The sequence below is a fragment of the Clostridium swellfunianum genome (genome assembly GCF_023656515.1).
Lineage (GTDB): Bacteria > Bacillota > Clostridia > Clostridiales > Clostridiaceae > Clostridium_AT > Clostridium_AT swellfunianum.
The window spans coordinates 755,251-771,014 of the sequence record NZ_JAMOFV010000006.1 but is presented as its reverse complement, the minus strand read 5'-3'; the positions used below and the strand labels follow the sequence as shown (position 1 = coordinate 771,014).

11 protein-coding genes are annotated in these 15,764 nt (G+C 34.2%); 4 read left to right on the top strand and 7 right to left on the bottom strand.

Annotated features, from left to right (window positions below; all coding sequences use genetic code 11):
* Positions 1 to 27: 27 nt before the first annotated feature.
* Both NBE98_RS03565 and NBE98_RS03560 read right to left on the bottom strand, forming a co-directional pair.
* Positions 28 to 780: a GntR family transcriptional regulator gene (locus NBE98_RS03565; RefSeq protein ID WP_250812685.1), complete on the bottom strand. Its 753-nt coding sequence runs from the start codon at positions 778 to 780 to the stop codon at positions 28 to 30.
* Between the two features lie 31 nt (positions 781 to 811).
* Complete coding sequence (locus tag NBE98_RS03560; protein ID WP_250812683.1) at positions 812 to 3,208, bottom strand: glycoside hydrolase family 38 N-terminal domain-containing protein; 2,397 nt, start codon at positions 3,206 to 3,208, stop codon at positions 812 to 814.
* Positions 3,209 to 3,358: 150 nt separating this feature from the next.
* On the opposite strand from NBE98_RS03560, the gene NBE98_RS03555 reads away from it, so the two are divergent.
* Both NBE98_RS03555 and NBE98_RS03550 read left to right on the top strand, forming a co-directional pair.
* Entirely contained in the window at positions 3,359 to 5,110 is a 1,752-nt protein-coding gene (locus NBE98_RS03555; protein ID WP_250812681.1) for a class I mannose-6-phosphate isomerase, read from the top strand.
* 106 nt (positions 5,111 to 5,216) lie between these two features.
* Positions 5,217 to 6,857: a SpoIID/LytB domain-containing protein gene (locus tag NBE98_RS03550; protein ID WP_250812679.1), complete on the top strand. Its 1,641-nt coding sequence runs from the start codon at positions 5,217 to 5,219 to the stop codon at positions 6,855 to 6,857.
* A gap of 46 nt (positions 6,858 to 6,903) precedes the next feature.
* Here NBE98_RS03550 and NBE98_RS03545 read toward each other — a convergent pair whose 3' ends face one another.
* The 5 genes from NBE98_RS03545 to NBE98_RS03525 form a co-directional block, all read right to left on the bottom strand.
* Positions 6,904 to 7,401: a VanZ family protein gene (locus NBE98_RS03545; protein ID WP_250812677.1), complete on the bottom strand. Its 498-nt coding sequence runs from the start codon at positions 7,399 to 7,401 to the stop codon at positions 6,904 to 6,906.
* A 106-nt stretch (positions 7,402 to 7,507) separates the two neighbouring features.
* On the bottom strand, positions 7,508 to 8,548 hold the full coding sequence (locus NBE98_RS03540; protein ID WP_250812676.1) for a DUF3048 domain-containing protein: 1,041 nt from the start codon (positions 8,546 to 8,548) through the stop codon (positions 7,508 to 7,510).
* 104 nt (positions 8,549 to 8,652) lie between these two features.
* Positions 8,653 to 9,774, bottom strand: coding sequence for a DegT/DnrJ/EryC1/StrS family aminotransferase (locus NBE98_RS03535; RefSeq protein ID WP_250812673.1), 1,122 nt, complete (start codon positions 9,772 to 9,774; stop codon positions 8,653 to 8,655).
* 4 nt (positions 9,775 to 9,778) lie between these two features.
* On the bottom strand, positions 9,779 to 10,963 hold the full coding sequence (locus NBE98_RS03530) for a DegT/DnrJ/EryC1/StrS family aminotransferase (protein ID WP_250812671.1): 1,185 nt from the start codon (positions 10,961 to 10,963) through the stop codon (positions 9,779 to 9,781).
* Between the two features lie 186 nt (positions 10,964 to 11,149).
* On the bottom strand, positions 11,150 to 12,181 hold the full coding sequence (locus tag NBE98_RS03525; RefSeq protein ID WP_250812669.1) for an LCP family protein: 1,032 nt from the start codon (positions 12,179 to 12,181) through the stop codon (positions 11,150 to 11,152).
* 308 nt (positions 12,182 to 12,489) lie between these two features.
* Between NBE98_RS03525 and NBE98_RS03520 the strand changes: the two genes are divergently transcribed.
* Positions 12,490 to 14,355 (top strand): polysaccharide biosynthesis protein, encoded by a 1,866-nt coding sequence (locus NBE98_RS03520; RefSeq protein ID WP_250812668.1) that lies wholly within the window; start codon positions 12,490 to 12,492, stop codon positions 14,353 to 14,355.
* 16 nt (positions 14,356 to 14,371) lie between these two features.
* Positions 14,372 to 15,688, top strand: coding sequence for a nucleotide sugar dehydrogenase (locus NBE98_RS03515; protein ID WP_250812667.1), 1,317 nt, complete (start codon positions 14,372 to 14,374; stop codon positions 15,686 to 15,688).
* Positions 15,689 to 15,764 lie beyond the last annotated feature (76 nt).

Sequence of the window (15,764 nt, the reverse complement as noted above, 5' to 3'; positions counted from 1 at the left end):
TACGCTCTTATATTATTTTTAAAGCAGTTATCTTGTTATTTCAACAATAAATTTATTTCTCTCTCCTGGATATATACTCTCAGAGTATTCAATAATAGAACCGTCTTCAAGGTATCCATAGGAGGATAGCAAATGTATAGGAGAACCGTCATTAATTTTTAACAGCCTGCTTGTTTCTTTATCTGAAAGCTTTGCTTCTATTTCACGTACTACCTTTTTGGTATAAATGTTATTTTCTTCAAAAACCTCATAAAGAGAACGCTTTTCAAAATCGTACATTATAAGGTTAGGTATTTTACTATAAGGTATGTAGACTGTAGTTAAAAGAATAGGCTTTTTATCTTCATTCTCTCCAATATATGCATACCTAAGTCTGGTGAGTTTGATGACCTTAGCTCCTTCTTCAATGCCAAGCTTATTTACCAAAGAGTCAGGACAAATTTTAATGGATATTTCTAATACCTTAGTTTCTGGAATCAATCCCTTATTAGACATCTCTCTATTGTAGCTTTCAATAAAACGGGTATTTTCCTGAAGGATTTTAGGCTTTGTAACAAAAGTACCCTTACCTTTTATCCTTCTTAAGTAACCCTGTGAAACTAATGTGTTTAATCCCTGCCTCACAGTAGGGCGGCTCATGTTGAACATATTGCTTAACTCAACTTCTGTAGGAATTAAATCGCCTTCTTTTAGCTTGTTAGCCTTTATAAGCTCCAGTATGTAGTTTTGTATCTTATGGTACAAAGGTGTATTTGTTTTTGATTCCATATGCTCGCTCATTAAAATCTTCCTTCTATAAGTATTTTAAAGTTTATTGGTTAATCATAAAGGTTACAGCTCCGTAGTCTTTGTTTTTCATGGTCTTAAAGCTTTGCGCCGCATCAGTTGTTTTTACCAGGTCTAGAGTATAGCAGAACTCTGTAATGCCTGAAAGGTCCATCTTAAAGTTTGTTTCCCAGGTGTTAGTCATAATCCAGGAATAAATATCTCTTTTATTATTTTCCTTGTTATTGTCGCAAAGCAATATTGGGTGATGCTTTAACTCACCCATATAAACAAGAGGTGCGTCCTTAGTATTAATCAATATAGTGTTTTCTTTTCCTTGGTAAACTAAACCGCTGCTTATAAGGTAATATTCCATACAAGTGCCTGGAATTTGGTCAATGCCCGGCCTCATAGCTGCATCACTCTTATCTATATATAATTCTGACTCAAGAGTATTTAAGGTCAGCGGCAAGTAAATGCTTTCTATATCAGTAGACAAGGTCTTGGCAATTTTATACTTAAACTCCAGCCTTGGCAGAGTATTATAAAGCTTTATAACTACTGAGCTAAAATAAGTTCCCTCTAGTTCATAAATAAGCTCCACTGTTGTAAATATTTCGCCACTATCTATGATTTTTATATCAACCAGTTCGCCAATATGCTTTTTTGCATGAAGACCTCTTATGTTTCTGCCTAAAAGTCTTCTTTCTTCATATACATTTGTTCTAATTTTAGTATTTTCGTATATTGGGGTAAAGAATTTAGCATCGCCTTCCTTCAGCATTTCTACCTTGTCAACCTTATTATAGAAGGAAGTTACACCCTTGCCTATCTCATAGCTTATTTTAAAATAAGGATTTTCTATTTCATAAGGAAGCTTATAGCTTTTTGCATCATAATTATTGACAATATCCTTTACTCTCTCTGATCCAATATAAGCTACTCTGGAATTAATCACTTCCGGTTTTGCAGCAGCTTCCTCATAAGTATAAATTTTTTCTTCATTAGCCTCAAAGGTATCAATAAAGCTAATTAAAACTCCTCTAGGATGTGAAGACATTTGAACCTTCATCTCATGTCCTGTGCTTTCACAAACTACCTTTACCCCTTTGTAGCCCCAAACCTCTATATAGAATTCTACTATTTGCTCGCCTTTTTCCTGTGAGGCATTTATTGCTTTTATCTTGCCATTTAAATCATAGTATCTAAGCTTGTCACCTCTGCTGTGCATAATACGATTAAGGTTTTTAGCAGAAGCCTCGTGTGCTTTTGAGGCATAGCTTGTTTTTCTAATATCCAGGTTTTGCACCATTGTATCATAAGGATTTGTAATAGTAGCTGAATGTCCCCAAGTATGCTCTGCATATAGCAGTAAATTATCTTCAGCCTGTCTTACTAAATCTTTTCTTGCTGCATGACCTTGGCTATCAAGCCTATCGCACAAGTGATACATTCTTTGAGCTTCTCTATAATGCTTAACTGCATAAGGGGTGCTGGCTATTCCATTTGCCCACCAGTCATTGAGATCGCCTTTGTAAACAGGCACATCCTTTAGTTGTCCTTTAATTTTATCATAAAATTCCTGAATAGTTACCATTTCAAGACGCACTTCATGGCCATAAACTTCATTAAACTCTGTAATAGTTCTTATAATATCTGTGTTTGGAGGCGCATTATCACTAAACACTCCTGATACACAAGCAGGAATGAAATTGTAGGCATAACCATTTTCTTCGCAGGACTCCAAGTATTTGCATATGTTATCTTTAAGAGTCTCTATATGAGATTTTGGCTTAGCAGCTTTTCCTAGGTAATTCTCTGTCATAAAATTAGTGTTTTTATTATAAATTAAACCTAAAGCGTTACCTAAATTATAATGCTCTCCGCTGAACACAAGAAGCCTTTTGCCTTCTTTGTTTTCCCAGTAGTAAGGTTTTTGATTTTGATAAAGCGGATACATTCCATGATGGGTATGAATGTTTGTAAACAGAAATTCTATACCATTATCTAAAAGCACATCAAGAGAGCCTAGAGATATTCCATTTACGTCTGCATTCATAGCAGCCTTAACCGCTATTCCCTGAGCTTTAAAGTGTTCCACCATTTCCTTAGTTCTTTTGTTAAGTACCTTTTTATCTACCAAATCAGTAAAGTTAAGATAAGTCGCTGAAAGGCCTATGTTATTGGACTTGATCATTTCATAAAAGTCCTGCTTTTCTTCTTCTGTAGCTTCTTCTAGAAATCTTTCCACGCAGTAATAGGTCTCGCAGTTCCATTTAAAAGCTTTATCTACAGAGCCAGTTTCGTGGCCTTTTTTTGCAACTTTAACTGCTGATTTAATGTAATCGATATGATTATAAATTATTTTTTCCTGCAAATCTGTGTAGCCTATGTCTGTATGAGAATGATGCAGGATATACATTGTCCATTTTTTGTTTAGCATAATATTCTCCCCCTGAATTAACTTGCATTATAAGTAAATTATATGACGGATTTCACCATATATAAATACATATACGTACTAAAACTTGAAATATGTATTTACATATTATAATATATAAAATATATTTAGGTTTACATTAGGAGGGTGAAAATGATCAGAAAATATAATAACTATGATAAATATCCTGAAGTAACAGTAAAAGGCTATGATAAGGCTTCTTGGGAAGGCTACGACAATATATTAAAGGAAATAAAAAACTCTCTTTCAGCTTTTAAAAAAGAAAAAACTATATTGGTATTAGATTTTTATCCAGGGGTTAGGGAAGAAGAAGTATTAAAAGCTTTTTCAAAGCTTAATCCTGCTCTAACAATTAAAGCAGAAAGCTGTACTTACAGTGAAGATATAATAAACAGCCTTATAAAAGACAACTTAACAGAAGATAGGGTTTTTGGAGTGCTTACCACTAAAAAGCTGCAGGATTTTTTTATACAAGAAAAAATTGAGGAAGCCAGAAAAACTATAGATAGTTTAAAGGAAGGCTTAGTTTTAATTTATGGTGTAGGTGCATCATTAATAACTAAAGGAGATATACTTGCATACTTTGATTTGGCCAGATGGGAAATCCAACTTAGATTTAGAGCTGGTATGCCAAATTGGAAAGCTGATAACTGTAAAGCTCCTATACTTTCTAAATATAAAAGAGGCTACTTTGTAGAATGGAGATTGGCTGACAGGCATAAAAAGGCTATATTTTCCGACATAGACTATTTAGTAGATACAAATCAAAAAGATAATCCTAAAATGGCAACAGGAGAAGCTGTTAGAGAAGGACTTAAGCAAGTAGCTGAAAGACCCTTTAGAGTTGTACCTTATTTTGACCCAGGTGTTTGGGGCGGTCAATGGATGAAAGAGGTATGCAGCTTAGATAAGGAAGCATCAAACTTTGCTTGGAGCTTTGACGGAGTGCCTGAGGAAAACAGCTTATATTTAAGATATGGAGATGTAAGAATAGAAATTCCTTCAATAGATGCTGTATTTTTTCAGCCCCAAAAGCTTCTAGGAGACAAGGTGCATGCAAGATTCGGAACAGAATTTCCTATAAGATTTGACTTTTTAGATACTATGGGCGGAGGTAATCTGTCTCTTCAAGTTCATCCGCTTACAGAATATATTCAAGAAAATTTTGGCATGCATTATACGCAAGATGAAAGCTATTATATATTAGACTGCGAAGAAGATGCTTGTGTATATTTGGGAGTTAAGGAAGGCATTAATAAAAATGAAATGCTTGAGGACCTAAAAAAAGCAGAGAAGGGTGAAATTTCATTTCCAGACCATAAATATATTAATAAGTTTCCTGCAAAAAAACACGACCATTTTTTAATCCCCGCAGGTACAATACACTGTTCCGGAAAAAATGCCATGGTTTTAGAGATAAGTTCAACCCCTTATATATTTACCTTCAAGCTTTGGGACTGGGACAGAGTTGGTTTAGATGGACTTCCAAGACCAATCCACCTTCAGCATGGAGAAAAAGTTATTCAGTGGGATAGAGCTACAACATGGGTTCAAAATAATCTGGTAGATAAAGTAGAGCTTTTGAAAGAAGAAGAAGGAATAAGAATTGAAAAAACCGGATTGCATGAAAGAGAGTTTATAGAAACCATAAGACACTGGTTTTCAAAACCTGTACTACATGAAACCCATGGAAGCGTTAATGTGTTAAACCTTGTAGAAGGTGCAGAAGCTCTAGTGGAAAGTCCTTCTGGAAAATTTGAACCTTTTATAGTGCACTACGCAGAAACCTTTATAATTCCTGCAAGCGTAGAGGAATATACAATAAGACCTTATGGAAAAGCTGAAGGGGAAGAGATTGGGACTATAAAGGCTTATGTTAGGTAGGAAAAGAAATAAAATTTGCAGTATATATAAGCAACGAAATAGTGTAAAATTGAACTGATGGATAATTATTACTTTAAAGCAAGATAAAATAAGGGGGAAGGTAGTTTTGAAGAAAAAGTTGCTTATAATTTGTATTGCAATACTTATTTCACTATCAGTAATTAAAACAGACGTGTTTGCTTACAGCACTGTTTACTATAACAACCAAATAATTAAGGTTGCTCTTATTAGTCTTAGTTCGCAAAGCCTAAGCTTGACTGTTAATGGTGAGTACAGCTTAAATAATGAGGTGCTGCCAAGTGGGACAAGTATAACTGTTCAGCTTTCTGAAGGTAAACTTAAAATTGGAGACAAGGCATATGATACAATAACGCTTACTCCTAACGTTAGCAGCAACTTTATAGCTATAAATAAAGGTACTGAAATTAGAAGATATCGTGGGACTTTATTATTGAAAATTAAGGATGGAAAGATATATCCTATTAACACAGTAAACATAGAGGATTATTTAAAAGGCGTAGTAGGCTATGAAATGTCAGATTACTTTCAAATAGAGGCTTTAAAGGCTCAGGCAATTGCTTCTAGAACTTATGGTGTGTACAAGATTAATAAAGCTTCAGAGTTTGATGTTACAGATGAACAAGGACATCAGGTTTATAAAGGCTTTAATCCTGCCTTTAAAAATGTGGAACAAGCTGTAGAGCAAACAAAAGGGGAAATTTTGTTTTATAACGGTTATGTGCTTGCAGAAGCTTTATTCTCAGCAAATCATGGGGGATATTCAGAAGATGCCGTAAATGTTTGGGGAAATCCGGTAGAATATCTTAAATCAAAAAAAGATGATTATGACGACTACACAAAGTATGAGAACTCTAAGAGCTATGATTGGACAGCGACCTTTAATTCACAGCAGTTAAGCAGCCTAATTAATAAGTATCTTAAAACTGAAAACAATGAGTTTGTAAGAATGAGGATAGAAACAATGGGCTTTTATGTAAGCGGCAGAGTCAGCAAGCTTGAAATTGAATATTTAGACTCAGCTAAAAATGCGCAGCTTTTAACACTTTCAAGATATGATGCTAAAACCTTCTTTGGTGTTAATAGCAGCATGTATACTGTAAGCTTTGACAGCGTTAATAACAGCTATACTTTAACGGGACACGGTTCTGGACATGGATTAGGAATGAGCCAGATTGGAGCTCTAAACAGAGCTCGAGGTGGACAAACTTATAAGCAAATATTGACCTTCTATTACACTGGAGCAGTTGTAGATAAACGCTCAGCTAGCATTTCATCTGCTGCCATAAGTGCAGAGGCACTTCTTACAAGTCAGAATCTTAATGTAGAGGTCAAAGGTCAGGGAGGTTCCAGTGCATCTTACCAGTACAAATATGTAATAGAAAGAGACGGTCAAGTTGAAGCTGTAATTGATTATAGCGAAAATTCTACCTTGTCGTATCAAATAAATAAAATAGGAAACTATATTATAACTGTATTTCTAAAGGATGCTATGTCACAGGATGATTATGATGATAAGAGAACCTTATCCTTTAGCGCAACTGGCTTTGGTGATGTAAATACAGACAAAACAGTGGATATATATGACTTGGTTTCAATCTCTAAAAAACTGGATACAGTTAAGGACAATAATTCACAGTGGGATATGAAGCTGGATTTAGAAAGCGATGGAATAATAAACATGCGGGATTTGGCCAAGGCTGCGAAGAGTTATAATGTTAAATATTAATGAAGTGCAGTTAAAAAAGAAGCCCGCGAGGGCTTCTTTTTACTGGTTAAACAGCTTTTGTTTTATTTTTTAGCTTTAGAAATAGCTTATAGTATATTAAATAAAATAGTATTAATCCTATTAATGAACCGCTAAAATCTATAAGTACATCGCTTACCATGGAAGTTCTTCCAGGGACAAAATATTGATGAAACTCATCTATTACAGAATAAAATAGGCATATAAAAAGTATATAAACGATACTCTCTTTTCCTTTTTTATTAAAAACCAAGAAAGCGTTGCTGAGCAATATAGCTAATACTATATATTCAAAAGCATGAGCATATTTCCTGATAATTAAGTTAAGCTTAAATGTTTTCGATTGTTCAGCTTTAATAGATGCTTTAGGTTTGTTTTGCTGAGCTGGGGCATTAGTATTTGTAGCTTTTTGATAATAATTTGTTATTTGAAGACTTTTCTGATTGGACACTTTGGTGGACATACTAGACATATAAAATATAAAACCCATCCAAAATATGCATATTAAGATAGACAATTTCTTCATTGCTTATCACCTCACTATAATGGACCGCTAGCTACTGGATTTGTTTTATGGAAGAATAAATTGGGAGTAAATGTGGATAAATTTTCACTCGTACTCTTATATTAAATTACTCAGCTAGTGTAAGCTTTGCTTCTTGATCTAATATATGCCACCAGGTCTTGCCAGGATTTAATGGTACTATATTACCCTTTTCGTCCTTAAATACAGTTTGGGATTTGAGGTCTGATCTTGACCAGCTAACCTTTACTGCCTTTCCGTTACTTATAATATATCCATTACCCTGTCCTATAAGGTCAGCATCCAGATTAGGAGAGTTAACTCGTGATCTGTAATTTACATTCTGAATAACTACATTCTTTACTGCTATTGGCTTCGTATCCTCTTTATTCACTGAAGGCACATTATTCATGGCTTTATAGTATAGTCCATCCTTAAAGGTATATGAAGTAGTATAAGCCCCATTGAATCTTATAGATGCACTATTTGCAACAGAAGAGGAAATATTGTCCCAAAAACTCTTATCAAACTTTAAATTTGAAGAAGCAGGCTTAGCATAACCTTTTTTATTAGCAAGAGTTATTAGTTTCTCGGAAGAAGTATAAAGTCCATGCTCTCGAACCTTAATTGAAGGGTCTCTCCAGTAGTAGGAACCGTTAAACATTTCATTCATGGACATAAGATTTTCATTCTTTATTCTCTCATCAGCATCGCTGCTTCCACCACAATGACCAAAAGGAAGGTTGTACTCATAGGCTATATCAATGAAATACGTCCGTACACTTCTGACAGGTCCTATTTTAGGAGCGCTTTCCTTTTGAAATAAAGCAAAAAATCTTGTTACACCACCTTCGCTCATGAGTTCAAAAACAATATCCGCAGAGTTGAGTCCAGACTGTGGTCTTGCAGCAGGAGAATTTTCTACTGAAGTTAAAAATGGTACATTACTTAGTACTTCTTTATTTACCTCCTCTCCCGTATATGGAGCATAGTACTTTTGCTCTGAGGAGGTAACAGACTTAGGGTTTGTATCTTCTTGTGTGGTACTTGGTGTAGCGTCAGGCTTCACTGTACTTGCTTTTTTGCTTGAACAGCCAGTAAGCAGCACAACTACAGAAATTGCAGCACATAGTATATTCTTACTTCTCAATATTAATCATCCTTTCCAGAAATTATATGTTAATTTTATAGGAGGATGAACATTTTTGCAAATTAAAAAACATGGATGATAATGCATCCATGTTTTTTTAGATTCTATTTCTTATAAAAGTCTCTTATTGTTTGACAAACAAAATCAACTTCTGCTTCAGTAATTTCAGGATAAATAGGGAGTGCTAAAATCTTCTCCGAAGCTTTTTCAGAAACAGGGAAATCGCCTTTTTTATAGCCTAGATAGCTAAAGCACTTTTGAAGATGTAGTGGAACTGGATAGTAAATACTATATCCAATTTCATTCTTCTTAAGAGCCTCTGCAAGCTCGTCTCTTCTTTCAGCTAGTATATTAAATACATAGTAAACTGGCTTCTGATCCCCTTTGATTCCAGGAATTTTTATTCCTTCTATATCCTTTAATCTATCCTTATACCAGTTAGCGATGGTTTCTCTTTTAGCAATAGCTTCATTTATATATTTTAGCTTAACAGATAATACGGCAGCTTGGATTGTATCAAGTCTTGAGTTGTATCCAATATAATCATAGTGATACTTCTTTGATGCGCCGTGAACTCTGTAAATCTTAGTAAGCTTAGCAAGTTCGTCATCATTAGTTACTATCATTCCGCCATCGCCATAAGCACCTAGAGTTTTAGTTGGGAAGAAAGAGAATATACCCATATCTCCTACAGTTCCAGAATGATTATACTCTGAACCGTTTCCCTTCCATCTCATTCCAAAAGCTTCGGCAGCATCTTCTAAAACCTTAAGGTTATGTTGCTTTGATATAGCCATGATTGTATCCATATCAGACATTTGATCAAAAAGATGAATAGGAATTATACCAGCAGTTTTATCAGTAATTCTATCCTCTATTTTGTTCACATCTATATTAAAGGTTTCTTCATCAATATCTACAAATACTGGAACAGCTCCATGCTTTGCAATACAGGATGTAGAAGCGAGGAAAGTAAATGGAGAAGTTATTACTTCCTTTCCATGTTTAAAACCAAGTATATCAGAAGCTATAACTAAAGCATCTGTACCGGAAGCTACGCCAATGGCGTGCTTTGCTCCAGTAAAGGCTTCTACAGCCTTTTCGAAATTAACAACTTCTTTTCCAAGTGTTGAGATTCCGTTTTCAATTACGCTAGCTATAGCAGCATCAAATTCTAATTTTTTGTCGGTATACTCTCTTGTGGAAGTGTAGAAATTAACCTTCATCCTCTTAGCCCCTTCCCTTAATAATTTCTATACATTTGATAACCTCTGAAACGACATATTCTGCATCCTCATCAGATAGTGTGGAGTAAAGCGGAAGAGTAATCTCATTTGCATACTGAGCATAAGCATTAGGGTAATCCTCTATCGAATAGCCTAAGTTTTTATATAAACTGAACATAGGAAGAGGCATAAAGTGAACGTTAGTTGCAATACCCTTTTCGGCAACGGTTTGAATTAACTCATCTCTTTGAGCTTCTGTAAAGCCGCAAATTCTAAGTGGATAAAGGTGGTAAGAAGTTTCTGCGTCTTCATCTTTATTGAAAGGCAAAATTGCCCAGTCATACTTTGTAAGGGCTTTGTTATATATGCTAAATAATTCAGCTCTTCTAGCAAGCATAGGCTCATAACGTTCAAGTTGAACCAAGCCAATTGCAGCCTGTATATCGGTCATATTACATTTAAAACCATCAACAACTATATCATACTTCCAAGCTCCAGCCTTCATCTTGGATAAAGCATCTTTTGTTTGGCCATGTAATGAAGTGACCTTGAATTCTCTATATAAATCTTCTTTGCCAGCAAAGGTATTATTGTTAAAGGTAATAGCACCGCCCTCAGCAGTAGTGTAGTTCTTAACTGCATGGAAGGAGAATACATGGAAATCACATTGACCTCCAACCTTTTTGCCTTTATAGGATGCGCCGAAGGAGTGAGCAGAATCAGATATAAGAACTATATCCTCTCTACCTTGTTCCTTTAAAACAGCCTTTATAGCATCATAATCAACAGGCTCACCTGCAAAATCTACAGTTATAACAGCCTTTGTTTTAGGAGTTATAGCTGCGGCAAGCTTTTGTTCATCTATAAAAAAGCTGTCCTTTTTAGTATCAACAAACGTTGGTTTAATCCCTCTATGTACTATAATATTTGCTGTAGCAGCATAAGTATAAGTAGTAGTAATAACTTCATCACCCTCGCCAATTCCAAGAACTTTTAATATAAGCTCCATACCAGCTGTAGCACTGGAAAGCATTACTGAATAATTTGCATCACAGTATTTTGCAACCTCCTGCTCAAGTTTAGCAACCTTGGGACCAGAAGTTATCCATCCAGACTTTAAAACCTCAACAACTGCATCAATCTCAGCTTGAGTAATATCTGGTGGAGAAAATGGAATATTTTTAGGCATTTTAAATCCATCCTTTCCTTTTTCAAATCAATTTAGCATTCAATGACAATTGAAGTATACAATAAAATATTTTAGCACAATATGAAATACTTCACAAATAAGATGCCGAAGAAAAATAGCGAGATTTGACTGTATATGATAATTATTAGAAGAAAAGACGATGAATATTCATCGTCTTTAAATAGTCTATTTACTTACAGGGGCTATATCTTCATATATATAATTATGCAACTGTTCACGTGTCGCTTTCATATCTGCAACTAAGTACCAAACATCATTTATTGTCTTTCCGCTAGAGTATCCGTCTACAGGGAAACGAGCCTGGTCAAGATTTCTAATTCCTGAGGTAAGTAAACTAGTACCTGTAGAAACAATATCCATAGATGTCATACTAGTTTCTACATATGGTAGAAGCTGAGAAACTATCTGAGGGTATTTTGAAACACCCGCTGAGCTAATCTTTTGAAATATTGCATCAAGAACTCTACGTTGTCTATCACTTCTTTCATAATCACCATTACCAACAGCTCTTATTCTGGCATACCCAACCGCTTGTCTTCCGTTTAGAACCTGACTCCCAGTTTTAGTAACAGGCTTGAAGGTAGATTTAGATACTTGAGCAACCTCGTCCATGTTAAGATTAATCTGAGCGATTTCCACTTTCTTTACATCTATAGTAACTCCTCCAAGAGAATCTATTAACTTTTCTAAACTAAATATATCAACAGTAACATAATCCCTGATATCCATCTGGAAATTTTCGTTTAAGGTTCTAATAGCAAGCTGTGGACCACCAAAGGAATAAGCATGGTTAATCTTCGTTTCACCATGGCCTTTAACTTTTACATAAGTATCCCTCATAATTGAGGAAAGCTTTATCTTTTTATGTTTCTTATCTATAGAAACAATCATAATTGTATCTGAACGGCCGTTTTCTCCCTTTTCCCTTAAATCAAGGCCAAACAACGCAATATTTGTTACAGAATCCTCACTGCCTTTACCCTGTAATATTTTTTTTGTATCATCGCTTATGCCTAAGTCTTCATCTGTTTTGGAAATTTTTGTATTTTGAAGCTGGCTAAGCTGTCTCATGCCGTATCCAACCATAGCACAAATAAAAAATAATAAAACAAGTGATATAGAAATCAATATAACTCTAGTTCTTTTAACTTTCTTTTTAGATTTTTTATGTTTGCTGGATCTCTTTTCTTTCTCCATAAATTAACCTTCCTTCTATAATACTGTTTACCGAGTAATTATACTATAATAAAACTGTTATGGTAAAGCTAATTTAGAAGTTAGTATAGAAGATTTTTAATTATAATACATTTACCTGCAATAATGGGTTAAAGTAACAATGTTAGATAAAATATAATAGACAATTTATAACAAACAAAGTATAATATTGTGTTGTAATAACATGTTTCTTAAAATATATTGTAGACTCTTGGAAAGAATAAATTATAAAGATATTAATTTACTACACCTTCCGCAAATTCTTAGATATAGAAAGAGGGGGATAAATAATGAAAAACTACAGTAAGTTTATTGTTTATGACATAATTTTAACGATATTATCGCTGTATATAGCGCTTTTAATAAGGTTTGATTTTGGAAAGGTTTCAGGATTTATGAATTATATGCACTTTTTCAAAATTTCAGTTATTCCAGTAGTAATATTCGTGTTATTTTTCAATTACTTGTTTAATCTTTATAATAGGATGTGGAAATATGCATCTATAAATGAATTGTTATCTATAGCTTATTCAGTGACAATTTCAAATATAGTATTTATGTTTTATAGTTACTTTATAAATTATAAATTTTTCGAAAGTGGCTACTTTAGATTTCCTTTTACTGTTCACATTATATTCTGGCTTCTAACTGTAGTGTTTTTAAGCGGAGCAAGATTCGTTTACAAAGCTGTTTTGTATAATAGAAGAATACAAAAGTACGACGTTAGTGATTCTATAAACGTGCTTATTGTGGGTGCTGGAGAAGCTGCGGTATTACTTATGAAGGAGATTAGAAAGCATAAGGAACTTAATTATAATATTATAGGGCTCATAGACGACAATGAAGCAAAGCAGAATAGAGTGATAAATGGAGTTAGAGTAATAGGTACAAGACAGGATATAGTAAGAATATCCAACTCATATAACATTGATGAAATAATAGTAGCTATGCCATCTGTAGACGAAGATACCAAGCGAGATGTTTATAATATTTGCAAGCAAACAAAGTGCAAGCTAAGAACTCTTCCAGGTATATATGAAATTATTATTGCAGATAAAGTTACTATGGGAAGTATTAGAGATGTAAATATTGAAGACTTGCTAGGCAGAGAAGAAGTAAAACTCAATAATAGTGGTATAAGCAAGTATATAAATGATAAAGTGGTTTTGGTCACTGGCGGCGGTGGATCTATAGGCTCAGAGCTGTGTAGACAAATTTCTAAATTCAAACCTAAAAAGCTACTTATTCTTGACATATATGAAAACGGAGCTTATGACCTGCAGATGGAATTAAATAGATTATATCCTGATATGGATAAACAGGTTTTGATTGCCTCTATAAGGGATGAAAGAAGATTAAATCAAGTATTTGAAGAATATAAGCCAAATGTCGTCTTCCATGCTGCTGCGCATAAGCATGTTCCATTGATGGAGGAGAATCCCTCAGAAGTTATAAAAAATAATATAATAGGAACTTATAATTTGGCGAAAACATGCCATGAGCAAAAGGTTCAAAGGTTTGTTCAAATAAGTACTGACAAAGCTGTAAATCCAACTAATATAATGGGAGCAACAAAAAGATTCTGTGAAATAATTATACAGGCTTTTGATAAAATCAGTGATACAGAATATGTTGCGGTTAGATTTGGGAATGTTCTTGGAAGCAATGGAAGTGTAATACCACTGTTTAAAAAACAAATTGCGGCTGGAGGACCCGTAACTGTAACTCATCCAGAAATAAATAGATTTTTTATGACTATACCGGAAGCAGCACAGCTAGTACTGCAGGCTGGATCAATAGCACAAGGTGGAGAGATATTTGTCCTAGATATGGGTAAGCCAGTAAAAATAGCTGATTTAGCTAGAGACTTAATTACACTGTCTGGTTATAAGCCTAATGTAGACATAAATATTGAATATACTGGGTTAAGAGAGGGAGAAAAGCTATATGAAGAGCTTCTAATGGATGAAGTAGCTCTCACTTCTACTGAGCATGAAAAGATATTTATTGAGAAACCTATGGAATATGATATCAACTTTGTGAACAAATCCATTGAGGAATTTAGAGAAGTAGTTTATAAAGATAAAGAAAGTATATTTAAGCTTGTAGAACAAAAGGTTCCAACATATAACCGCAAGATGAAAGCTAACAATTAAGATGGAGGTATAAAATATGTCTAATTTAAAAGAAGAGCTATTAAAGAAGCTAAGTGATAAGACTGCAAAGCTTGGCGTAGTAGGGTTAGGATATGTAGGATTGCCTTTGGCAGTAGAAAAAGCTAAGGCTGGTTATAAAGTAATCGGATTTGATGTCCAAACACAGAAAGTTAATATGGTAAACAGTGGAGAAAACTACATAGGTGATATTGTAGATGAGGACTTAAAAGAGCTAGTATTAATGGGGAATTTGAGAGCTACAACTGACTTTAGTTTTGTTAAGGATGTTGATATAGTTTCTATATGTGTGCCAACTCCGCTAGATATATATAAACAGCCTGATTTATCCTACGTGGTAAATTCTTCAGAAAGTGTTGCAAAATATCTTCATAAGGGAATGCTCGTAGTACTTGAAAGTACTACGTATCCTGGAACAACAGAAGAAGTTCTAAAGCCAATATTTGAGAAAACAGGACTAAAATGTGGAGAAGATTTCTATTTAGCATTCTCCCCAGAAAGAGTAGACCCAGGGAATAAGCAGTTTAAAACAAAGAACACTCCAAAAGTAGTAGGCGGAGTAACTCCAGAATGTACAGAAGTAGCTGCAACCCTTTATAGAAATATACTTGAAGGGGATGTAATGGAAGTATCTTCACCAGCAGTAGCTGAAATGGAAAAGATTCTAGAAAATACTTTCAGAAATATAAACATAGCTCTAGCTAACGAAATGGCAATTTTATGTAAAAGAATGGGCATAGACGTTTGGGAAGTGATAGATGCTGCTAAAACAAAGCCTTATGGATTTATGGCATTTTATCCAGGGCCAGGACTTGGAGGGCACTGCATTCCTTTAGATCCGATGTATCTATCATGGAAAGCTAAAGAATATGATTATCATACAAGATTAATAGAGACTTCTGCAGAAATAAATGATTTTATGCCAGAATTTGTTGTTGAAAATGTTATGAAGCTTCTAAACACTCAAAGAAAAGCATTAAATGGAGCAAAAGTATTGCTTTTAGGCGCTGCTTATAAAAATGATATAGACGATTACAGAGAATCACCAACTCTTAAGGTAATAGAACACCTCGAAAAAAATGGCGCTGATATAGTTGTCAATGATCCTTTTATAGCAAAATTTAAGCATAACGGAAAGATGTATTTTTCTGTTGATTGGAAAGAAGTAATTGATAATGTAGATATAGTAATAATTACAACAAATCACAGCTGTTATGAATACCAAGAGATTGTTGACAGGGCACCACTGCTATATGATACTAGAAATGCTACTAAAAATGTTAAAAATAATAGACATAAGATAAATAAGTTATAAGAAACTTTGAAATTAAGAACCTCTATGTTTTTAACATAGAGGTATTTTATATTGATTCATAATGTCGAATTGTTTC

Bases quoted from the DNA above. Each gene is read 5' to 3' on its own strand.
- NBE98_RS03565 (WP_250812685.1), bottom strand. From the start codon at position 780: ATGAGCGAGCATATGGAATCAAAAACAAATACACCTTTGTACCATAAG.
- NBE98_RS03560 (WP_250812683.1), bottom strand. From the start codon at position 3,208: ATGCTAAACAAAAAATGGACAATGTATATCCTGCATCATTCTCATACA.
- NBE98_RS03555 (WP_250812681.1), top strand. From the start codon at position 3,359: ATGATCAGAAAATATAATAACTATGATAAATATCCTGAAGTAACAGTA.
- NBE98_RS03545 (WP_250812677.1), bottom strand. From the start codon at position 7,401: ATGAAGAAATTGTCTATCTTAATATGCATATTTTGGATGGGTTTTATA.
- NBE98_RS03535 (WP_250812673.1), bottom strand. From the start codon at position 9,774: ATGAAGGTTAATTTCTACACTTCCACAAGAGAGTATACCGACAAAAAA.
- NBE98_RS03530 (WP_250812671.1), bottom strand. From the start codon at position 10,963: ATGCCTAAAAATATTCCATTTTCTCCACCAGATATTACTCAAGCTGAG.
- NBE98_RS03525 (WP_250812669.1), bottom strand. From the start codon at position 12,181: ATGGAGAAAGAAAAGAGATCCAGCAAACATAAAAAATCTAAAAAGAAA.
- NBE98_RS03520 (WP_250812668.1), top strand. From the start codon at position 12,490: ATGAAAAACTACAGTAAGTTTATTGTTTATGACATAATTTTAACGATA.
- NBE98_RS03515 (WP_250812667.1), top strand. From the start codon at position 14,372: ATGTCTAATTTAAAAGAAGAGCTATTAAAGAAGCTAAGTGATAAGACT.